The organism is Nocardioides sp. zg-1308 (assembly GCF_013155375.1).
GTDB classification, from domain to species: Bacteria; Actinomycetota; Actinomycetes; order Propionibacteriales; family Nocardioidaceae; genus Nocardioides; species Nocardioides renjunii.
Genome location: NZ_JABJQY010000004.1, coordinates 645,234 through 667,355 on the forward strand (window position 1 = coordinate 645,234; position 22,122 = coordinate 667,355).

Annotated in this window: 15 protein-coding genes; 7 read left to right on the plus strand and 8 right to left on the minus strand. The window is 70.6% G+C overall.

Annotated elements, in window-relative coordinates; all coding sequences use genetic code 11:
• Positions 1 to 53 precede the first annotated feature (53 nt).
• Positions 54 to 2,027 (plus strand): hypothetical protein, encoded by a 1,974-nt coding sequence (locus tag HN031_RS17835; protein WP_172273263.1) that lies wholly within the window; start codon positions 54 to 56, stop codon positions 2,025 to 2,027.
• 170 nt (positions 2,028 to 2,197) lie between these two features.
• Here the strand turns inward: HN031_RS17835 and HN031_RS17840 are convergent, their stop codons facing one another.
• Positions 2,198 to 4,969, minus strand: coding sequence for a hypothetical protein (locus HN031_RS17840; RefSeq protein WP_172273265.1), 2,772 nt, complete (start codon positions 4,967 to 4,969; stop codon positions 2,198 to 2,200).
• Positions 4,970 to 5,260: 291 nt separating this feature from the next.
• On the opposite strand from HN031_RS17840, the gene HN031_RS17845 reads away from it, so the two are divergent.
• Positions 5,261 to 5,893 (plus strand): hypothetical protein, encoded by a 633-nt coding sequence (locus tag HN031_RS17845; RefSeq protein ID WP_172273267.1) that lies wholly within the window; start codon positions 5,261 to 5,263, stop codon positions 5,891 to 5,893.
• A complete protein-coding gene (locus tag HN031_RS17850; RefSeq protein ID WP_172273270.1) occupies positions 5,893 to 6,882 on the plus strand; it encodes a hypothetical protein in 990 nt (329 codons plus the stop codon). The genes HN031_RS17845 and HN031_RS17850 overlap by 1 nt, the downstream gene beginning before the upstream one ends.
• A gap of 715 nt (positions 6,883 to 7,597) precedes the next feature.
• On the opposite strand, the gene HN031_RS17855 is transcribed toward HN031_RS17850, so the two are convergent.
• From HN031_RS17855 to HN031_RS17870, 4 genes are all read right to left on the minus strand, one after another.
• Positions 7,598 to 9,196 (minus strand): MFS transporter, encoded by a 1,599-nt coding sequence (locus HN031_RS17855; protein WP_367650808.1) that lies wholly within the window; start codon positions 9,194 to 9,196, stop codon positions 7,598 to 7,600.
• A gap of 110 nt (positions 9,197 to 9,306) precedes the next feature.
• Positions 9,307 to 10,743 (minus strand): DUF2252 domain-containing protein, encoded by a 1,437-nt coding sequence (locus HN031_RS17860; protein ID WP_172273277.1) that lies wholly within the window; start codon positions 10,741 to 10,743, stop codon positions 9,307 to 9,309.
• A 34-nt stretch (positions 10,744 to 10,777) separates the two neighbouring features.
• Positions 10,778 to 11,680, minus strand: a complete 903-nt coding sequence (locus tag HN031_RS17865) for a bile acid:sodium symporter family protein (RefSeq protein WP_172273280.1) — start codon at positions 11,678 to 11,680, stop codon at positions 10,778 to 10,780.
• A gap of 6 nt (positions 11,681 to 11,686) precedes the next feature.
• The gene (locus HN031_RS17870) at positions 11,687 to 12,610 is read right to left on the minus strand and encodes an alpha/beta fold hydrolase (RefSeq protein WP_172273283.1); all 924 of its coding nucleotides are present in this window, start codon (positions 12,608 to 12,610) and stop codon (positions 11,687 to 11,689) included.
• A 176-nt stretch (positions 12,611 to 12,786) separates the two neighbouring features.
• Here HN031_RS17870 and HN031_RS17875 point away from each other — a divergent pair, with 176 nt between their 5' ends.
• Positions 12,787 to 15,060, plus strand: a complete 2,274-nt coding sequence (locus HN031_RS17875; protein ID WP_172273286.1) for a LuxR C-terminal-related transcriptional regulator — start codon at positions 12,787 to 12,789, stop codon at positions 15,058 to 15,060.
• Between the two features lie 140 nt (positions 15,061 to 15,200).
• Positions 15,201 to 15,578: an SHOCT domain-containing protein gene (locus HN031_RS17880; RefSeq protein WP_172273289.1), complete on the plus strand. Its 378-nt coding sequence runs from the start codon at positions 15,201 to 15,203 to the stop codon at positions 15,576 to 15,578.
• 71 nt (positions 15,579 to 15,649) lie between these two features.
• Here HN031_RS17880 and HN031_RS17885 read toward each other — a convergent pair whose 3' ends face one another.
• Together HN031_RS17885 and HN031_RS17890 are read right to left on the minus strand one after the other, a co-directional pair.
• The gene (locus tag HN031_RS17885) at positions 15,650 to 16,306 is read right to left on the minus strand and encodes a response regulator transcription factor (RefSeq protein WP_172273292.1); all 657 of its coding nucleotides are present in this window, start codon (positions 16,304 to 16,306) and stop codon (positions 15,650 to 15,652) included.
• Complete coding sequence (locus tag HN031_RS17890) at positions 16,303 to 17,448, minus strand: histidine kinase (RefSeq protein WP_172273295.1); 1,146 nt, start codon at positions 17,446 to 17,448, stop codon at positions 16,303 to 16,305. The genes HN031_RS17885 and HN031_RS17890 overlap by 4 nt, the downstream gene beginning before the upstream one ends.
• 256 nt (positions 17,449 to 17,704) lie before the next feature.
• On the opposite strand from HN031_RS17890, the gene HN031_RS17895 reads away from it, so the two are divergent.
• Both HN031_RS17895 and HN031_RS17900 read left to right on the plus strand, forming a co-directional pair.
• Positions 17,705 to 18,466, plus strand: coding sequence for an ATP-binding cassette domain-containing protein (locus tag HN031_RS17895; RefSeq protein WP_367650809.1), 762 nt, complete (start codon positions 17,705 to 17,707; stop codon positions 18,464 to 18,466).
• On the plus strand, positions 18,463 to 19,278 hold the full coding sequence (locus HN031_RS17900) for an ABC transporter permease subunit (protein ID WP_172273298.1): 816 nt from the start codon (positions 18,463 to 18,465) through the stop codon (positions 19,276 to 19,278). The genes HN031_RS17895 and HN031_RS17900 overlap by 4 nt, the downstream gene beginning before the upstream one ends.
• On the opposite strand, the gene HN031_RS17905 is transcribed toward HN031_RS17900, so the two are convergent.
• A complete protein-coding gene (locus tag HN031_RS17905; protein ID WP_172273301.1) occupies positions 19,271 to 22,006 on the minus strand; it encodes a LuxR family transcriptional regulator in 2,736 nt (911 codons plus the stop codon). The two genes, HN031_RS17900 and HN031_RS17905, sit on opposite strands and share 8 nt — an antisense overlap.
• Positions 22,007 to 22,122 lie beyond the last annotated feature (116 nt).

Sequence of the window (22,122 nt, forward strand, 5' to 3'; positions counted from 1 at the left end):
CAACAGCACCGGAGAACGGGTGGACCGGGCGATGGCTGGACGACGACGGCTACGTGCTCGATCCTGCGTCGGATCGGGACCGGGCTGCCTCGGACGACCTGGACGCGCTCGCCGACCACGTCGCCCAGCTGCGGGACCGGACCGGCTCGGAGTCCTGGGTCCTGTTCGCCCTCGCCGCAGACCCGACCGTGCGCCGAGACGACGACCTCCTGCTCGCAGATCGTGAGAGCGTCCTCGCCCAGCACCTCCCGTCACTCGCACGGATCTGCCAGACCTATCTCACCAGGCTGAACGACGAGGTCGAGCTGCTGCCCGTGCCTCGGGTTCGCCGGCCCGCGAAGAGGGCCGTCGAACGGTTCGCAGCGAACACCGAGGACTGGGCCGGTCGCACCCTTCTGGGCCCAATCCCCCGACGGGCGCTCGCGCTGCTGCGCGTCGACGACGCGGACCTGTACGAGAACCGGATGGTGAACGAGCTGATTCACCCGATCCTCTCCTCCGGGCTCGCTCGGCGGATCCGCCAGCTAAGGCGAGCCAGCACCGACCTGGCCGACCTGAGCGACGCGACCGCGGAAGGCACATACCTGCGCCGCCAGCGCCTCTACGCGTTCTGGGGTGGCGGTCAGTCCGATCCCGGCACGTTGTCGCACCAGGCTGCCGAGACCCTCGCTGAACTCGAGCGGCTGGCGGCCGCGGTGAGGGTGCTCCGCGGACGGCCGCTGGTGCGCCTGCTCGGCGACCGACGTACAAGCCAGCGCCAGCTCCGCCCTACCAACGTGATCGCCAATGACCGTCACTATCACGCAGCCGGCGTGGTCTGGCAGGCGTATGAACGTGGGGACCGAGCCGTCGAGTCCGCAGACGAGCGGGCCGCCCGCCTCGCGGAACGGCACGCTGCATTCAGCGCCTACGCCCTCGCTCTGATCGTCCGTGCTCTTGACGACCTCGGCTACCGACCAGAGCGCGACCATGCTCCGGTCAAGGGGCGCACGCTCCAGCTGAACGGTCCCGCGACCTGGGCGGCCGCCGAGCTCACGTGGACCGAACAGGACACGGTTCTGCTGGCCTCGGAAGGACACAGCACACGGTTCATCCCGCTCATCGATCTCGTCGGCCCCGCGGACCGTCCCGAGGACGCGCTCGCACGCTGGTCCGCTGTCCAGGCTCAGGTCACCGACCCGTCCGTGGTCGTCTACCTCGCACCCTTCCGCCCGGTGTCCGCGCTGCCCGGCGTTCTGGCGCAACCACTGACATCGGCTGGTGGCGACGGTCCGAACGGACGCACGCGGGTCTCCGCCGTACCGGTCACGCCGCTGGAAACGACCAGCCTCGAGCGAGTCGCCCGCGCAGTGGCGCTCGCCGTACGAGCCCCGGCGCTCGAAGCGTACCCCCCGGTCGTCGCTGACGTCGCCGGCCCGATCGCGCGACGGGTGATCACCTCGCTCCTAGACGGGCAGATCTCCGCTCATCCACTCCCCTCCCTGTTCTTCCGTGCTGACCAGGACGTGCTGCACGTCCGTCGACGGTTGAATCCTGGCGAGACTGCGGCGTTGGACGGGTGGGTCAGGGATCGGCTCGCGAGCGCTCGCGGAACCGGCTGGGAGCGCGATCACACGGGCGTGATCGAGCGGCTGCCGAAGCTGATCGCAGACGCCGGTGAGCGCGCGGACCGCGTCATGTCTTGTCCCGCTTGCGGCCAACGAGCCGATGTGAGGGCCTTGGATCGGGACCGCGTCGACGACCTGCTCCTGGTGTCCTGCTCCTGCGGGGCACGTTGGGGACACCACCGCTGCGCGCGGTGCCGGGGTCGGATCCCATTCATTGCACCGACCCGCCAGGTACCGCCGCGGGCATCCTCCGGTCCTGGCTGGGTCGAGCGGACGTACGGCCAGGACGCCCTGGCGTCGCCTTGCTGGCGCGATGGAGAGTCGGATTCGAACTACGTGTGCCCCCACTGCGGGGACTGCGGCGGGGCCGACAAGCCCTTGGGGAACGAGTGCTACCGCTGCAAGCTGCGGAGTCCGTAGCGGACGCAGTCGCCACCGGTCCGCGTATGCCTGAAGCGGCGACGTCCGGCGCACTTCGGTGGGACCTCGCGCAGCGCACTGGCCGAGTCTTGACAACCACCGTGCTTGGCGCGCTTACCTCGGACGGACCGACCGACGTCGATACGCGTCACGATCTGCCGCCCGCAGAGTTAGAGATTCACATAGGTGGTGGTGAGGTTGGTCTTGCCGAGGTTGTTGATGAGACGGAGCCGCGGTGTGCGGTCAGGCGCGAAGGTCCGCGACGAGATCGCGTCAGCGAGTTTCGTGCGCATGGCTTCGACGCTGCTGCGCTGCCACGACGCCTCGGTAGAGGCCAACAACACCTCGTCTGCTTGGAGGACGGCCGCCCAATGGATTCTCTTGTTCGCTGCAGCCTTGCGTTCGGCAGTCGAGTTGCCGATGTAGTCGCAGGTTTTTACCTCGGCCGTCAGAAGCTTGCCATCGGCAAAGGACACGAGATCGACCTCGGCGACGGATGCCCGCGTGCCCCGCCGAAGGAGGTTCATCTCGGCGCAGTCGGCGTAGATCCGGGCGCCTGCGGACAAGTGGTGGGCTAATTGAGCAGGCGCGTAGCCGTTGTCGCGAAGGAAGTCGCGCGCGACCTGATGGAGGTCGTAGAACCACGACGGCTCGTTCGCTGGCGTACGCCAGGCCTCGAGCGTCAGGCTGTTCTCTGACCCACACCGAGGACATCGGTTGTTCTGTCGGACATCGCCGACGGGCACGAAGCTGGGTGCCTCACACATGCGACAACCCAGGATGAGCCCACGGCGGATGATGCCGCGGTTCACGTAAGTGTCTAGCCGCTCTCGAGCCTCGAGGTCACGTACTTCAGTTGGTTGCTGTTTGCCGCCGCTGGCGGCGGCCGGGACCAGGACGTCTCGGATCGCGGGGAACGTAAGAAAGGCTCCCACGCCAGTGATGAGGACTCCGCTGCCGTCTGGGTACGCCTCTCTACTGCTCTTGCCGCCTGGAGAGAAGGCGCGCGCCAGATCGGTGAAGGTGCCGGCGAAGTCGGTCGTCATCAGACTTCGGTCGCCCCACAGTCGTTCCAAGAGCCGAGCCCGGCGACCGGCGTCAGACCAGCCGACGTCGTATCCCACCTGCGTGGCCATGGCACGGCACCACTCCTGCAGTGACAACATCTGAAGTCGCGGGCGCGCTAGCCGTTGCTCGGGGTTCGCACCGGCAGGAACGAAGTCGTACCTCCGGCTCTCGTAACTGACGCCGCGGTTACCGGACCGGATCCACGTCTCGTACTTCGCATCGCCGCTCGCCGCCAGGTGCTCGCCGTCGAGACCGCGTCCAGAAGGCATTGTCGTTCCGGCTATAAGGAGATCGACGTGCCAGGCTGCGTCTGCGCCATTCAACGTTGCTACCGAGGGACGCAGAGCCGGTGGCGTGGCGGTCATGACGACGGCCTTGTCGTTGCAGAGGACCGGCACGGTCAGCCGGGTCGAGTACGACTCCGCAACGGCAAAGTGGAGCATTCCTCTCTCAGGGAATGCCGCTGATAGCTCTACCCGCAGCGGGTCCAGTCGTGGGTTCGCGCGCCGCGTAGATCCCCGGTGGCCCCCCGGTTCAGTAGACGTTGTCGGATCGTCCCCTCCGACCGGGCCGCTTGTCTGAGACTTGCCGAATGCGGTCCTGTTGTCCGCGGTCTCGTCCTGTCGGGCGGTGCGTCCGATGATGTCGGCCACGTCATTGAGCAGAAGCTCGCTTTCGGACGTGGTGGTGATCACGGCGTGGCCAAGCTGGCGAGTTCGGTAGCCAAGCATCGTCAGGGCCGTTCGGGCCGTCCTACCCGCTCTCCCCCCGGCTTTTGGTGACCAGTGCGAGTGGATCCAGATCGTGTTGGCGTACAGCCTGTGGTAGATCAGCGCGACCGCGAAGTCGTCTGCGGTGTCGCCAACGACAAGAGTGATGCGTCGCCTTGCGAAAGCGTCGCCGACTGGCACCAGTGCTTGAGCGGTGCAGTCCCAAGCGCTTGAGAGTGTCGTGGTGTCGACATCGACTTGCAGCTCGTCAGGATGATGGGCAAAGCGTGTCGGCGGCCTCGGGTCCACGACTCGCGAGCGGCGGTCGAGATGAGAGTAGAACCAGGCAGCGATCTCGGCCGCGTCCGCTGGATCTGAGGCTGACAGCCCGGTCGACCCATCGGGCGTAATCGTCGGGCCGACATGCTCGTTGCTGTCCGCATCCGTTTGCGCTTCACCGGGACGCTCCGCTACCGCCAGCGCGGGCAGGTCCGGTTCTTTCAAGACACCGATGAGGGCGGCACTCCAAGCCCCCCATTCACCGGCAAGGTCCGACGGTGTCGCCAAGTACATGTCCTCGCCCTGGGCGCCGAACGCCGCCGTTGCCGTGAGGTGCTCACCGTCATCTAGCTGCGTATGGGACTCATCAGGCTCCGTCCAAGCCTGGTCCCAGCGCACCGGCACCTTGGGGTCCGGCGTTGGCGACGCTTCCGGCTCGTGGCGCCGTCGGTACACCTGGCAGGCGACGGCAACCGTCCGTCTGGCTCGCTCTGTGTTGGGGTCTGCTGCTGGCGCCGTCTCTGCCGAATCGTTGAGGGACAGGGTCTGAAAGTCGATCTTCGCGCCATGCTCGTCCACGAACATGTCCCGTGCCTTCGGGTACGCGGTGAGCAGCTCCTTCCAACTCACCTGATGGCCGACCACGTAGTCAGGGTCGTAAGCCGCTACCCCCCGCAGGACGCTGTCGGAGACGTCTCCAGCGTGGTGGGGAACGAGCACGAATCCGGCCCCGCCCCAGAGTTGGTTCGCCCGCCATAGCGCCTTGCGGGCGAAGAAGTCCCAGTGCGGTGTATCGGCCGGGAAGACGATGGCGACCCTGGGGGCCCGGAGGCTGAAGAATGCCTCGGCGTAGTCCTGTTCTGGGCGTTCGTCGGGCGCAGGCACAGTGGGAGCCTAAAGGCTGCAGCCGACGGCGTGACCTAGACGCACCCGCTACGCCAGGCCCCAAGCACGGACTGGTCGCCACGTCCGTCATCGGCCCTCCGTTGACTGTTGCGTGCGGGCTTTGGGTTTCGCATCTCGTCCGTCTGCGAACCGAATGCGGTCCAAGCCGGCATGGGCGGTCCCGAGGCATCCGCGGGACTTCGTGCGTTAGTCAACACAAGTTACCGTCGGGGTGTACCGATGCCCAGGGACCAGCAAGGTCCAGGGCCGGCCCCTACCGAAGGGAAGAACATGCCCCTGCCTACGTTCGCGCCTGCCGCGACACCGACCCCGCGCCCGGCCACCCTCAACCGAACTCAGGCCGCCGCTCGACTGGAGCTCAACCCGGCCGGCGTCGACAAGCTCGTCAAGGCCGGCATTCTCGGCCTCCCGATCAAGGCCGACTCGATCGCAAGACTTACTGGGAGGGAACGGCTGCAGGTCCTCGATGGAGAATTGACGGTGCTACGCACCGACGCCCGCGCGTCGGCTGACCGCGACAAGTACCCTGACGATCGCCGGACCTGGATGGGCTTCCACGTCGAGCACAGCGACGAGGACCTCGAGGCGGCCAGCCTGCGCTGGTGGCGCTCGGACATGCACCGGGTGGTCGACAACGAACTCTTCGCGGTGAGCGTGGCGACCTTCCCGGTTGCGGTCTACCGGATCCTCGGAACCGCTGGGAGCATCACCCGAGCCGACGAGGACACGCCGCGGCATCACTACGCCGGACAGCTCCTCGCCCGCGTGCACCCCGGCATGGAGGTCACCTACCCGCAGGACACGCCTGGCCACCTGCGCGGCCTGGCCAAGCAGATCATGCACAGCCGGATTGTGGTCGCGAGCGGTGGACCGATCGGTTACCTCGAAGCGAAAGCCGACTGATGGGCAAGACAGAAGTACTGGAGGCGTTCACGCGCATCCGCGTGGCCGCAGAGGCCCACATGGACGATCGCGATCGGGCGCGGGTGGGGTGGTCGGAGGAGACTGTGACCGAGGTTTGCAGCCATCAGGGCCTGCCGGTGGTGACAGTCATTCCGTTCAACCGGGTGCAGGAAGGCCAAGCGACAGGCGCCGACTACCTGTGGTGGTTCCTCGACCAGGCCAGCAGCGCCTGCTTCGGAATGCTGGTGCAGGCCAAGCGCCTGAACCTTGACAATGGCAGGTGGAAGGTCGACATCCGTCACAAGGAGGGTAGGCAGTTCTCTGACCTCCTTGCCACCGCACGCCAGCTCGAGGTACCCGCGATGTACGGCGTCTACACCGGTGGGCGGGTGTTCCGGGCTGAGATGCCCTGCTTCCACGACCGCGAACCCAACTGCTTAGGCTGCCGGAGGATGGCGATCTCGATGATCAGCGCCTACCAGCTGGCCGACGTCTGGTCTCCGACAACCACCGCAGACCTGGTGCTTACCGAATCGGTCCCCTTGGAGAACCTCGTTGACCCGGGCATAGCCAGCGGCGCGGTGCGGGACCTGAACCTTCGCGAGATCCCGCCCGGCCAGTTGCGCGACTTCCTGCTAGAGAATCAGCAGGGTCCACTCGAGGTTGCCAAGCGGATCTTCCAAGCTGTCTCCGAGCACCGGGCGCGTGGCTTGTCGGCGGCGAGCGCCGAAGCGATCACCATCCCAGGCGCTCCGCTGTTCCCCGAGGTGCCCGAAGACACTGGTCACTACCCCGGACCGTACTTCCATCACTTCCTGCAGGGCCTGCGCGAGAGCCCACCGGGGTACGTTCGCCAGCTCCAGCGCACCCGACGGCACGACGGGACCATTAGCTACCTCCCCGGCATAGCTGGGCCGCCGCGTGGCCCACGACGACCACGGGTTCTTCGCGATGTCGACATCGACGGCGTCGTGCTGGTCACCTTCTAGCCCGCCCGACCGGGCCCGCGGGCACGGCGACAACTTCGTGCGAGCTCGCGCGCACGCGACGTGCGGGCCCCGACGCTCCGGGAAACCGACTACCGCTCATGACGGCTGGAGGGCGCTACCTCGACCGCTGACGTACGCCCTTCCGAACGCTGCCTGCGCCGTCGCAGACCACCCCGTCGTCGGCGATCACCTCGCTCGCATCAGCATGTTGGCTGTCCTTGCCCAAGGTGCAGCTTGCACCGCCTGGGCCGGGTCCCTGTGGGAGCGCACCGAGTCGCCAACGTCCATCCCGTGCTGCGCATCATCGCGCCCGTTGCGCCTGCGCAAAGCCCATGGCCCCGTCCCTCGCCGGAGGATGGCGTGCGAGGTGTCTAATCGGACACGGCAGCCCTGGCTCAGCTGCCTTCCCCCGAGTTTCCCCCGAACCGTCCCTCCACAGACCCTCGGCGGGGAGCACTCGTGAAGTTTGAAATCTGACATCCTGGACGCCTGACCTCCGGAAACACAGTAACGCGGCTACACCTAAGACTGGAGTTTCGGCTCTACTACGACAGCTGAGCCTGGATCCTCGCTGATAGGCAGGAACGCCGACGATCGACCTCCCGGTCGTTCGGCGGCGTTTCGCATGTCTGAGTTGGCTAGTGACGACCCAGGTGCGCGGGACGCTCGGCCCCCGTCAGTGCCGCGTCGTACGCACGTGCGGTGGGGGTCCGGCTCAGGCCGCTCCGGGCGGACCGCTCGCCGTCTCGGCGGGGAGCCGCCCGACTGGTGACCGCGGGACGAAACGGGTCAGGAACAGCGCGACCGTCGCCAGCAGGGCGAGGATGGCCAGGCTGGCCCTGAGCCCGGCGATGCGCGCCGACTCGTTCTCCTCGACCACCGCGTCGGCGGTCGCACCGGCGACGTCCGCGTCGCTGAGCGCCGCCTCGAGGTCGGCGGTCGAGACGAACGGAACGCCTCCGGACAGCTCGACAGATGCTGACATGGACACAGAAGCCGGCACGTCCGGGTTGTCCTGGATGCCCTGCACGAGGCTGGCGGTCAGGGCGCCGATCAGCACGGAGCCGGCGAGCGCCGTGCCCAGCGAGGCACCGAGGTTGCTCGAGGTGTTCTGCAGCCCCCCGACATCGCCGGCCTGCTCGTCGGGCACGGCGGACACCGTCACCGCACCCAGCTGCGACGCCAGCGCGCCGACGCCGAGACCGGCCAGGAGCAGCGGAACGGTGACGACCTCCGCACCGACCCCGACCTCCAGGGCCGCCATCAGTGAGACGACACCGGCCAGGAGGAGGGCCAGCCCGACGGTGACGACGCGTCGCGGCGATGCGCCGGGCCAGACCTTCGGCACGCCGACGGCGGCCACCAGCAGGGCCACCGACAGCGGGAGCAGCCGGACGCCGGTCTCGACGGCGCTCAGCCCGAGGGCGACGGACAGGAAGAGCGGGACGATGAAGAACAGACCGGCCTGGATGAGGTACTGGAAGAAGAACATGAGCAGCCCGCCGACGAGCACCGGGTTGCCCAGCACCCGGGGGTCGATGAGCGCCTCTCCACCAGACGCTGTGACCCGCTGCTCCCACCAGAAGAACACCCGCACGATGACGAGACCGCCCAGGACCAGCCACAGCGTGCCGGACAGGCCGATCAGGTCCGGCGCCCCCGGCTTGGCCTGCACCCAGCCCCACTCGCCCGACCGGAGGACGCCGTACACGGCGGTCCCGAGGCCGGCAGCGGACAGCACGACGCCGACGTGGTCGAGGGCGAACGCCTGTCGGCTCTCGACGCCCTGCAACCTCCGGACCATCACGAGGATCACCACGACCACGACGACCTCGCCGACGAACACCAGTCGCCAGGACAGGTACGTCGTGAAGGCGCCGCCGATCAGCGGACCCGCGGCCACGGCGATCGCTCCGGCCGCGGCGACGAGGCCGTAGGCGCGTGGGCGCTGGTCCGCCGGGAAGTTCGACGCCACCATCGCCACGATCGCGGGCATGATGAGTGCGGCTCCGATGCCCTCGAGGAACGACCACCCGAGGATGAGGACGGCGAGGCTCGGCGCCAGGGCGGTGGTCAGGGAACCCGCCGCGTAGATGACGCACCCGATCGAGAACGCGCGGCGGTGCCCGATCATCGTGCCGATCTTGCCGCCGGTGATCATGAGGGTGGCCATCACGAGCGTGTACAACGTGATGGCCGTCTGGACGCCGGTGACGGTCGTGCCGACGTCCTTGGCGACCTGGGCGATGGACACGTTCATGACCGAGCTGTCCAAGGTCATCAGGAACTGGCCGGAGCTCAGTGTGAGGAGCACGAAGCCCCCGGCTGCGCCGGCTGACGCCGCTCCCGACTCCCGGCCCATGCCGCAGGGTGCCGCGGGGGCGCAGCCGGTCGCCTCCCCCGGGACGGGTGGTCCGCGGTCGGTCAGACCCCGTCGGTGGCCGCCAGTCGTCCGCTCCGGACCGCCTGCCTGAACTCGTCGAAGTCCCGCTCGTTCTGGTCGGCGTACGCGCTGGCGAACTCGGTCACGGCGCCGTCGAAGTCGTCGCCCCTCCCCAGGTAGGCCGAGATGGCGACCGGGTCACCGGACCGGGCATGGGCGCGGGCCAGCGTCCACCCGCACTCGCGTGCGTACAGCGTCAGGACCGGACCGGCCATCGACTCGACGTCCGCCGACGCGTTCATGTCCCGCAGCTGGCGCCAGTAGTAGTGGCGGTCGGTCTCCACGCCCGGCGCCCAGCCCAGGAAGATGTCGCTCGCCGCCTGCATCATCCGTTGCCCACGCACCACCCGCTCGCCGGGCTGGTCGTAGCCGCTCGCCGGCAGGTGGTCCTCGAGCACCGACCTCGTCGCCTCCTTCACCTGCAGGAAGAGTGGGTCCCGCTCGTCGCGCCCCTGGAGCAGGGCGATGTAGGTGCGGGTGCCGACGCTGCCGACTCCCCCGACCTTGCGGGCCACGTCGACCAGCTCGAACCTGTCGAGCAGGTGACGTCGGTCGTCTGGCAACGACGCCCGGTATGCGGCGAACTGCGTCTCGATCGCCGACTGCAGCTCGGTGGAGGAGACTCCCATCACGCCACTGAGCTCGCGTGCGGGAACGATGTTCGGTGGCCGGCTCGCGATCCGGTAGCTGCCGTCCACGTGCTCGGCGAGCTTCGCCAGCGCCTGGGAGCTGTCGCGCGTCCGTGCCTTCCGGACGGCCTTCGCCGTGGCGCGCGATGCCTCTCGTACGACCTTGCGGCGGTTCTTGTCCGTCTGGCTCTCCGCCGCCTCCGCGAGCGCGGCACTGAAGTCGCGTTCGGAGCGACGGGCGTACCAGACGTCGAGGGTGCGCATGCCGGCGAACTCCGTCATCGCGGTGCGGTAGGCAGTGACCGACGCCGAGGTCGCCTCCCGTGCCTCGTCCTCGGTCAACCCGTTGTGGCGCGCCGCGATCGTGACGCTCGTCGCCAGCCGCTTCACGTCGTACTCGAAGGGGCCGGGCAGCGTCTCGTCGAAGTCGTTCAGGTCGATCAGCAGGATGCGTTCGGGCGAGGCGAACATGCCGAAGTTCGACAGGTGGGTGTCGCCGCACAGCTGGGCGTCCAGGCCGGCCGTGTCGGTGTGGCGCAGGTCGGCGGCCATGATCTTCGCCGCTCCGCGGTAGAACGTGAACGCCGACGCCATCATCCGCCCGTACCGGACCGGCAACAGGTCCTGCTCACGGGTCAGGCCCTGCTCCTCGAGCAGCGCGACCGGGTCCACCCGGTCCGGTGGTGGGGCCCAGGCCGCCTGCCCGGACCGGGGTGCCCGCTCGCGGGAACGCTTGCCCAGCGCCGTGCGCTCCTCGACCGTGCGGCGCTCCGGCCCAGCTGTGACCATGGGGCACTTCCCTTCCTCACGCTCGCGGTGGCAGTCAGCCGGCGTTGGTCGCAGGCTCGGTCGGCTCGGCGGTGGCGCGGGCCTTCGACCGCCTCCCCAGCTCGCCGGCAACGGCGAACAGCATCACGAGGCCGATGACACCGACCACCATGACCATGGTGATGACCTCGGGATCGTCCCCGAAGTTCTGCGCGGCGACGACGATCGCCGCAGACAGGTTGCGCTGAGCCGTGCCGAGGCCGAGGACTGATCGGTTCTCCTCGGGACGACCGCCCACGACGAAGCCGGCGGCGAACGAGCCGGCCAGGACGATGAGCGCGGCGAGGATGCCTCCCGTACCGACCGTGTCGACGATCTGACGGAAGTTGACCACCAGCAGGGTCACCATCAAGAACGCGACCGCCATCGTCGACACCTGGGTGGCGACGGGCTGGAACCTGGCCGCGAGCTCCTGGTAGCGGGCTCGGACGAGCAGCCCGACGCCGAGGGGCAGGAGCATGAGGAAGATCAAGGACTTGGCGATCTCCCACGAGTCGACCTGCACGTCGCCGGGGAGCAGGACCGGGAGGGCGAGCGGGAGGTACACGATGGTCACCACCATCAGCGCGACCATGAGCCCCACACCCAGCCCGAGCGGTCCGCCGGCGGTCTGCACCAGCTTCGGGAGGAACGGCGCTCCCGCCGCCGCGCCGACGAGGATGAGACCGGTCTTGAGCCCCGGGTTGTCGTCGGAGATGAGCAGCTCGGCCGCCGCATAGGCGAGGCCAGGCACGAGGATGAAGTTCACCCCCAGCGCGAAGAGCATCAGGCGCACGTTCGACACCGACGCGAGGATGTGGGGGATGGTGAGCGCCAGGCCCATCGCGAGCATGCTGGCGATGACGAACAGCAGACCCGCCACTTGGGCGAGGACCAGGATCACGCTGCTGAGCTCCATCGCTCCTCAGCTCCCGCTCGATCGCACGGGCCGGCCCGACGGCACGGGATCGTCGAGGGACGAGACGAACGAGATGACGGCCTCGGCCACCACCGACGGCGCCTCGAGCGGCTGCAGATGTCCGGCGTCGGGGATGTCCACCACGGTCACTCGATCACCCAGCTCGTCCTTCAGGAGATGCCCGTTCGCCGGCGGCGCCGGAGCGTCGTCCAGACCTTGCACCACGAGGTAGGCGACGTCACCGGGTGGAGCCCACCACTCCTCCAGAGGGGTGGCTCGGGCGGCGCTCATCTGTGCCGCGGCCGCCCCTGGAGCGCGGTCGCCCTTGAACCGCTCCCAGACGCTCGCCGCGTTCTCCGGCGAGCCCACCATCCAGCGCATCGCCTCCACCACCTCGGCCTCCGTGGCGGTCGGCGTGAACAGCGTCGCCAACGCGCGCTGTGCCTCGGGGACCGGCTCGACCTTCCCACCCGCGGAGACCAGGACGACGCCTCGGACGAGGTCCGGGCGGTCGGCGGCGACGGTTCGCGCGATGCGGTTGCCGAAGGCGTGTCCGAGCACGACCGTGGGAGCGAGGCCGAGCTCCTGCGCCACACCGGCGACGTCCGATGCGTAGTCGTGCAGCGTCAGGTCCTCCATCGGCCCCACGCTCCGTCCGGCGCCTCGTGGGTTCAGCCGCACTGCGCACAGGCCCGACGCGGCAAGGGCGCTCGCCAGGTCGGAGAGATAGCCGACGGACAAGCTGCCGCCCGGCAGGAGGATGATGGACCTCCCGGTGCCGTGCACGAAGCACTCGATGTCGGCTTCGCCGACCTTGACCAGAGTCGATTCCACGGGCAGCTGCCTTCCAGGTCGTCCGACCACCGCCGCTCGATCGGCACCTGCCGGATGGGTTCCAGCGCCGAATATGGCGCTCCACGACGGGGCCACGGCTCACCCCCGCCGGGTGAGCGGCCGGGTGGTCAGCACGTCGGGCGGACAGCTCCCTCCATCCGACAGCTCCCGCACCCCGCTCGACGCGCCGGTCTCGCGGTCTGGTCCGGCTCCACGATGGGGTGAGACATCGGGCCAGACTGGCGTCACAGGCGCAGACGAGGAGCACGATGATGGCGGGGAGCGCTGACGGCAGGCGTGGTCGCGACCACGTGCCAGCCGCTCCGGCCGCCACGGTCGACCCGTTCCTGGAGGCGAAGCTCCGGTGGCCTCCACCGCGCGAGAGCTGGGTGCCGCGGCAGCGCCTGCTGACGAGGCTGGGTGCGGTGTGCGACCACCCCGTCACGCTGGCGGCCGCTCCCGCCGGGTATGGGAAGACGACCCTGCTGGCGCAGTGGCTGGAGGCGGAGCACCCCCGGGCAGCATGGGTGTCCCTCGACTCGGGCGACAACGACGCCAACCGGCTGTGGGCCCACGTGGCTGCGGCACTCGAGCGCGCGGGATGCCGGCTCGAGACCGGTGGACCCGTCGACCGCACGGTCGGCGCCACCACCACTCCTGGCTCGACGCTGACTGCCATCGTCGACGCCCTTCGCGCGGCACCGGACGACATCGTCATCGTGCTCGACGACTTCCAGTACGTCCAGGACGCGCGCACCCACTCGCAGGTGGAGTTCCTCATCGCTCACCTGCCGCCCCAGGCGCACCTGCTCATCTCGACCAGGTCGGACCCGGGTCTACGACTGGGGCGGCTCCGGGCATCGAGCGACCTGCTCGAGCTCCGATCGGACGCCTTGGGCTTCACGCCTCACGAGGCCGGACTGCTGCTCGGGCGCAGCGACGTCGAGCTCGACCCCGAGTCGTTCGACCTGCTCATGGAGAGCACCGAGGGCTGGCCCGCCGGCGTCTATCTCGCCTCCTTGTCGCTCGAGGGCCGGTCGGCACCCAGCGCCGTCGTCCGCGCCTTTCGCGACGGCAACCGCTTCACCGCCGACTACCTGACCGAGGAGGTCCTCGGTCGGCATCCGAGCCACGTCCGTGACTTCATCACCGAGGTCTCGCTGCTCGAGCGCTTCACTGCCTCTCTGTGCGACCACGTGCGCGGAAGCACAGGATCGGCCACCATCCTCCGCGACCTGGAACGCACGAACCTGTTCCTCACGCCGCTGGACCAGGACGGGCACTGGTATCGCTTCCACCACCTGTTCGCGGCCGTCGCGCGCACCGAGCTCGAGGTGTCGCGTCCGGATGACGTCGCCACCCTGCACTCCCGAGCCGCCCAGTGGTTCACCGAGGCGGGCCACGTCGACGAGGCGATCAGCCACCTCATCGCTGCTGGTGACGCCCCGGGTGCTGCCACGCTCGCGCAGCGCCACTGGCTCCAGTACGTCGACGCGGGACGCGTCGCCACCGTGCTCGGCTGGTCCGCGGCCCTCGGGCCGTCCCCTGACGGAGCCCCACCCGCAGCGACCGTGAACGCCGCATGGCTGGCAGCCCTGATCGGCGACGAGTCCACGCTGGAGGCCAGCCTGGCGGCGCTGCGGGACCATCGAGACCATGGACCGCTTCCTGACGGGACACGGTCGGTGGAGTCTGCCATGGCGATGATCGAGGGCCTCTTCGGATACGGCGGCCCCCTCACCATGCGTGCCTCGGCGCAGCGCGCCGCCACCCTCGAGACCGATCGCCATTCGCCGTTCTACGCACTCGCCCAGACCGCGCTCGGGCACGCCTACTACGTCGCAGGCGACCTCGACCGGGCCCGCGTCCCGCTGTCCGAGGCCAGGCACAACGATCGGGCCCCCTCCATCATCAGGTCTCTGAGCCTGGCCACGGAGTCGCTCGTCGAGGACGAGCTGGGCCACCTGGAGCAGAGCCAGGAACATGCGGAGCGGGCCATGGAAGTCCTCGACGCCAACGGGTTGCGGGCAGTGCCCCAAGCCTCCTTGGCCTACACGGCGCTCGGTCGGGCACGCGCAGCAGTCGGCCGGGTCGACGATGCGCTCGTCATCCTGGGCAGGGGGCTGGAGCTGCGACGCGACACCTCAGCCCACGGCCCGTGGGGGATGATCCACCACCTCCTCGTCCACGCCGGGGTGGCCGCCGAGGCCGGCGAGACCGCCCTCGCCACCAGCCTCCTCGGCGAGCTCGAGTCACGGACGGCGGCGTACGCCGACGGCATGACGGCGATGCACGTCCGCACGGAGGCCGTTCGGAGGACGCTCAGGTCGACGCACGTGGGCAGCCTCGCCGGGCAGGAGCTCACCGAGCGGGAGATGGAGATCCTGCAGCTGCTGCAGGGCAGCATGAGCCTGCGGCAGATAGCGGACGAGCTGTACCTGTCGTCCAACACGGTCAAGACGCACTCTCGTGCCGTCTACCGCAAGCTCGGGGCACATACCCGGGCCGAGGCCGTGACCGCAGCACGACGGCAGGGGCTGGTCTGAGGCGTCCCGGACGACCTCGACGGTCGTCACCCGGCCGTCGCCTCGACAGCGGGCCTCACCCGGCACGGATGAGGCACGCGACCAGCAGGCACGTCAGGCTCCCGCCAGTGCCACCTCCGGCACAGGAGAGAAGGACCGCCATGAGCTTCTGGGACATCATCTGGTTCATCATCATCAGCTACGTGTTCGTCGCCTGGTTGATGGTGCTCTTCACCATCATCAGCGACGTGTTCCGTGACCGTGACCTGTCCGGTCTGGCCAAGGCGGCCTGGGTGCTCGCCCTGGTCTTCGTGCCGTTCCTGACCGCGCTGGTCTACCTCGCGATGCGGGGTCCCGGGATGGCGCAGCGGCAGAACCGTGTCCTCGAGCAGGCACGGGCGCAGCAGGAGGACTACATCCGGTCCGTCGCCACCACCAACGGTGCGGCCGCGGACATCGCCCAGGCCAAGTCCCTCATGGATGCCGGCACCATCAACCAGGCCGAGTTCGACGCGATCAAGCAGAAGGCTCTCGCCTGAGGCCGGACCTCTCCGGCCGGGTGCGGCGATCGAGCGGCACGTCCCTCCTCGACCAGTCCAGGGGGCCCGCACTACTCCCGGACCCGCCCGGTCTCGTAGGCCCACATCGCGACCTCCACCCGGTTGCGGGCACCGAGCTTGGCCATGAGCGCGCCGATGTGGGTCTTCACCGTGCTGAGGCTGATGTGCAGCTCGGTGGCGATCTCGGCGTTGGTGCGACCCCGCGCGATGGTGAGCAGCACCTGCTCCTCGCGCTCGGTGAGCGGGTCGAGGGGCTGGGCGGGACGTGCCGCCCGGCCCGTGCCAGCGAACGTCGACAGCAGCCGGCGGGTGATGCTGGGCGAGATGAGCGAGTCGCCCCGGGTGGCCGCCCGGACCGCCTCGCCGAGGAGCTCCGGTCCGGCGTCCTTCAGCAGGAAGCCGGAGGCGCCGGCCGCCAGGGCGCCGTGGACGTACTCGTCGAGGTCGAAGGTGGTGATGACGACGACCGCGACCGGGTCCGAGACGCCCGGCCCGGCCAGCAGGCGGGTCGCCTCGACCCCGTCGAGGACGGGCATCCGGATGTCCATCAGGCACACGTCGGGACGGAGCTCGCGGGCCAGCCGCACCGCCTCCTGACCGTCGCGCGCCTCCCCCACGACCTCGATGCCGTCCAGGGTGCCGAGGATCAGCCTGAGCCCGGTCCGCACGAGGTCCTGGTCGTCGGCGACAAGCACCCGGATGCTCACGCCGGCACCTGCAGGGGCAGCGTCGCGCTGACGGCCCAGCCGCGACCGGCACCGGGACCTGCCCGGCACGCGCCGCCCAGGAGCAGCGCGCGCTCCACCATCCCGGTGAGTCCGAACCCCGCCTCGTGCGCGGGGTCGGCGGCCGCCGGGTCGCCGTCGTCGCGGACGACGAGCGTGACCGTGGACTCGTCGACGTCGACGCACACGTCGATCACCGTGGCGTTGCGGGCGTGCCGCCGGGCGTTGGTGACCGCCTCCTGGGCGATCCGGAACACAGCCGCGTCGATCGCCGCCGGGAGGGAGGTCACGTCACCGTCGACGCTGACCTGCACCCGTGGCCCGGCGGGCGACGCCCCGGCCAGCCGCTCGAGGTCGGCCACGCCGGGCTGCGGGGCGTAGTCGACGGGTGCCTCGTTGCGCAGCACCCGGACCATCGCCCGCATCTCCGCGAGCGTGCGCGACGCCTCCACCTCGATCACCTCCAGGGCCTCCAGCGGCGACGACGGGTGGGTCGCCGCCAGGGCCCGCCCTGCCTGTGCCTGGACGGCGATGGCGGAGACGTGGTGGGCCACCGTGTCGTGCAGCTCGCGCGCCAGCAGGACCCGCTCCTCCGACTTCGCCTGCTCCAGCCGTCGCTCGCGGGCGCCGTGCTGGGAGCGCGCGGCCCAGCCCAGGGCGAAGGCGGACATCAGGACGGCGAGCCCGCCGATCGCGTCGGCGATCCCCGTCCAGCTGACGAAGAACCCCAGCGTGGCCGCGACCAGGATGATCGCCAGGCCCGCCACCGCCTCTCGCCCGGACCCCCACCGGAACAGCGCGTAGGGCAGCAGCAGGAAGTAGAGCATCGTGTAGACGTCGAGCGCCGGTGCGTCGGACGCGATCAGACCGACGTCCACGACGGCGACCACGCCGAAGGTGGTCGCGACCGCTGCCAGCGGGTGCGTACGTCGCCACAGCAGCAGCGGCGCCAGTCCGACCGTCAGCAGCACCGACAGGCCCGGCAGCGGCAGGTCCTCCCGCAGGACACCCTCCAGCACCCCGGCGACCGTCACGACCGCCAGCAGCGCCCAGTCCCACCACACCCGGACCGGTGCGGACGGGGGCCGCGGTTCCTGCAGCAGGGACCGCAGTGGAGTGCTCACCCCCTCAGCGTAGGGATGGAGCGCCGTCGCCGTACCGGCCGAAAGTCCGACCCGACCTCGCGGCCCCGTACTTTCGGTCAGGGCAGGACGAGCCGTCGAACCGATACGCCCAGCGCGCGACGCCGCGAGGGTTGGGCCATGATCACAGTCGAGTCACTGACCCGGAGGTACGCCGGCTTCACCGCCGTCGACGACGTCTCCTTCACCGCCCGGCCCGGCCGCGTGACCGGTTTCCTCGGTCCCAACGATGCGCGTCATGGTCGGTCTCACCGCCCCGACGTCCGGCTCGGCCACCATCGACGGCGTCCGGTTCGCCGACCTCCCCAACCCCGGTCGCGAGGTCGGCGTCCTCCTCGACGCCTCGGCCCAGCACGCCGGCCGCACCGGACGCGAGATCCTCACCATCGCCGCCGACACCATGGGCCTGCCACGCGCCCGGGTCGAGGAGATGGTGCGGCTGGTGGGTCTCACCCCCACCGAGGCCGGGCGCCGCGTGCGCGACTACTCGCTCGGGATGCGTCAGCGCCTCGGCATCGCCACCGCGCTGCTCGGCGACCCGAGGGTGCTGATCCTCGACGAGCCCGCCAACGGGCTCGACCCCGCGGGGATCCGGTGGATGCGCGACCTGCTCACGGGGTTCGCCGGCCGGGGCGGCACGGTGCTGTTGTCCTCGCACCTGCTCCACGAGATCGAGGTCATCGCCGACGACCTGGTGGTGATCGGCGACGGCAGGATCGTCGCGGCCGGCACCAAGGACGAGCTGCTCGCCGCCGCCGGGACGCTCGCCCGCTCGACGTCACCCCGCGACCTCGCCCACGCGCTCGAGCAGGCCGGGATCCCCAGCACCGTCGCCAGCGACGGCTCGGTCCGCACGGATGCCGACCCAGCCCAGGTCGGAGCCGTCGCCCTGACCGCCGGCATCGCCCTCACCGAGCTCCGCTCGGCCGAGGGCGCCGGGCTCGAGGACATGTTCCTGTCACTCACTGCCGACACCCAACGCGAAGGAGCTGCGGCATGACCGCCACGACCGTCCCGACAGCCGCCACCACACAGGCCGCGCCGGCGCGCCGGTCCTCCCCTCCCGTCCCCACCGCCCGGCTGGGCACGGTCGAGCTGCGCAAGATGTTCGACACCCGCTCGGGGTTCTGGATGCTCGTCAGCATCGGCGTCCTGTCGGTCGTCGCCACGGGGGCCGTCATCGTCTTCGCCCCCGACAGCTCCGTCACCTACGAGAGCTTCGCGGCCGCGATCGGCCTCCCGATGTCGGTGATCCTGCCGATGATCGCGATCCTCGCCGTCACGAGCGAGTGGAGCCAGCGCAGCGGGCTCACCACGTTCACGCTGGTCCCGAGCCGAGGACGGGTGATCGGCGCCAAGGCGATCGCGACCGTCGTGGTGGGCCTGGGCTCGATGGTCGTCGCCTTCGCGGTGGGCGCCGTCGGCAACGTCGTCGGCTCCGCGCTCGCCGGCGTGGACACCGTCTGGGACGTGTCGCTCGCCGCCGCACCGCAGATCGTGCTCGCCAACCTGGTCGGCATGGCGATCGGCTTCACGCTCGGCGTGGTGCTGCGGGCCTCGGCCGCAGCGATCGTCGCCTACTTCGTGGTCTCGCTCGTGCTGCCCGGCGTCCTCGAGCTGCTCGCCCTCGTGCGGGAGTGGTTCCTCGACCTGCAGCCGTGGATCGACTGGAACTACACGCAGCTGGAGCTCTTCGAGGGCGTCACGAACACCGGTGAGGAGTGGGCGATGCTCGCCTCGACCACCATGATCTGGATCGTGGTCCCGCTCGTCGTCGGGCTGCTCACCCTGCGCCGCTCGGAGGTCACGTAGCACCCGTCCCGGGCCGGGACCCACCGAGCGCCGAGACGAGCTGCGCGCGCGAGGTGATGCCGAGCTTGGGGAAGATGCGGTAGAGGTGCGACCCGACCGTGCGGTGGGAGAGGTAGAGGTGCTGACCGATCTCGCGGTTGGTCAGGCCCGACGCGGCCAGCTGGGCGATCTGGCGCTCCTGCGGGGAGAGCAGGTCGCCGGCTCCGCGGTCGGGCTCGCGCACCGTCTCCCCCGACGCGCGCAGCTCGCGGTTCGCCTGGTCGACCCACGGCGCGGCCCCCAGCGCCTCGAACATGTCGCGCGCCGACCGCAGGTGGGGCCGGGAGTCCCGCGAGCGCCGGCGCCGCCTCAGCCACGTGCCGTACGCGAGGAGGTGCCGGGCGTGGAGGAACGGCCACGGCACGAGGCCGCCCCGGAGCCCGTCCACGAAGAGCGCCTCGGCCCGGGACCCGGTCGCGACCAGCGGCCTGGCGACCAGCAGGGAGGCGCCGACGAGGGGCGATCGCGAGGCCTCCCACACCGACTCCAGCTCCTCGACGACCTGCCCGGCCTCGGCGCGCCGGTCGAGCGCCAGGGCCGACAAGACGTGGTCCACGGACCCCCAGTGGCGGGCGTTGGCGTGGTGGACCGGGCTGGCGGGGTCGAACACGCGGCGCACGTGGTGGAGGGCCTGCTCGTGACGCCCGTGGGCCACCGCCGAGAGCGTCCGGGCCAGCTCGACCGGGGCGAGGAAGGTGTGGGCGCCCAGCGGCAGGAAGAACGCCTCCGCGGTCCTGCCCAGGTAGTCCGCACCCTCGTCGTCGCCCTGGGCCGCGGCCACGAGCGCCTCGGTGGCCGCGCCCGCCATGCCCCACAGGCGCTCGCCCGTGTCGACGGCCAGCCGCTGCACCTCGTCCCCCGCGGCCCGCGCCGCCTGCCAGCGCCCGAGGTGGTGGTCGGTGAGCATGCGGGACACCAGCGCCTGCAGGAGCAGCGGCATCTCGCCGCGGGAGCGGAAGCGTGAGACGGCGCTGTCGAGCAGCGGAGCCGCCAGGGGGAAGGCGCCGATGCCGGTGGCCGCGGCGCCCAGGTCGAGGTCGTCGATGGCATCACCGAGGACACCGGGGGTGAGCGCGGCGATCCGCTGCCCGACGGCGCGGCCCCGCTCGACCGGAGCCGCATAGGCGACGATCGCCAGGAGCGTGGGGTCGTCCGGCGCGGCACCGACGCCCTCGGCCGCCTCCACCAGCCCGAGCCGGGTGGTCGCGTCCGCGTTGGACCACCAGCACCGCAGCGCCAGGCTCACCATCATCTTGAGGGCGTGCTCGCGCTCCCCCTCCGCGGCCAGCCTGCTCGCGACGTCGCACAGCGCCGGCACCTTGGCCGCCCCCGACCAGGCCCGGTCGCCGAACACCTCGTGGAGCCACGAGAGCCGCAGCCGGTGCTCCTCTGACAGGTCGGCGGCGTCGACCCGGACGAGGAGCGCCGTGCCCTCCTGGTAGAGGCCGGAGTCGAAGGCGAGCTCGGCGGCGCCGACCAGGCGGCGCCCCCGCTCGAGTGCGGTCCCGCTCAGCTCGGCGGCCCGGGCCAGTGCTGCGACGGCGGCGCGGGTGGCGCCCTGCTCGATGGCCCGGTCGGCCGCGGCCTCGAGGTCGTCGGCGACGTCGTCTGCCGGGCCGACCGTCGAGGCGGCCAGGTGCCACGTGCGCCGTCCTGTGGACGCGACGAGGACCTCCGCCAGCGCCGCGTGGGCCGCGCGGCGCTCGGACGGCGTGGCTCCCTGGTAGCACGCCGACCTGACGAGGGGGTGCCGGAAGCGCACCGCGCCGCCCTCCACGACCAGGACCCCGGCGTCGACCGCCTCCGCCAGCAGGTCCTCGGCGTGGGAGTCCCCGGCCACGAGCTCCGTGGCGCGGACGACCTCGACCAGCGAGTCGGTGTCGTCGGCCGCCACGACGAGCGCTGCCAGGCGTACGTCGTCGCGCAGGTCCTCGAGGCGTCGCGCGAAGGCCCGCTCGAGACGGGACGTCATGGCACCCGGGGCGACGAGGCCCGCGTCGGTCGGCGTCCACGACCTCGACAGCTCGACCAGGGCGAGCGGGTTGCCCTCGGCCAGTCGGAGGACCTCGCGCCGGGCGCCCGTCGACAGGGCTCCGGCGCGCTCCAGCACCTCGGCGGCGTGCGTGTCGTCGAGCGGGCCGACGACCAGCTCGGGGAAGGTGCCGTCCGAGAGCGCGGAGTCGACGCCGTCGCGCTGGGCGGCGACCACGGCCACCGGTTCGTCCTGGATCCGCCGGGCGAGGAAGGCCAGGGCGCACGCACTGGCCGGATCGATCCACTGGACGTCGTCGACCAGCAGCACGACCGGCGCGTCGGCAGCGCGGTCGGCGACCAGCTCGAGCGCCGCGTAGCCCACGAGGTAGGGGGGAGCGGCCGGCGCGGCCAGGCCGAACGCGGAGAGCAGCGCCGCACGCTGCGGCTCGGGCAGGCGGTCGGCGAGCGGCAGGACCGACCCGAGCAGGCGGTGCAGACCGGACCACGGCACCTGCGCCTCGGACTCGACGCCGGTCACGCGCAGGACCTGCCGGCCCGCCTGGACGGCCTCCCGCGCGACGACGTCGAGGAGCGACGACTTGCCCACTCCCGGCTCGCCCCGGACGAGCAGCACCGCCCCGTGGTCCGCCGACCGGCCCAGGAGCGCGCGGAGCACGGCGACCTCGTCGTCCCGTCCGACGAGGGCCGGTGGCATGCGCGATGGTATCCCGCCGGTTCCTCCCCGATCCGCGCTCGCCCGCCCTGCGGATTGGGTCATCTGACTGAAGCGACCGGGCATCGCCGGCTCCTAGGTTCGACGGGACCAGGCAG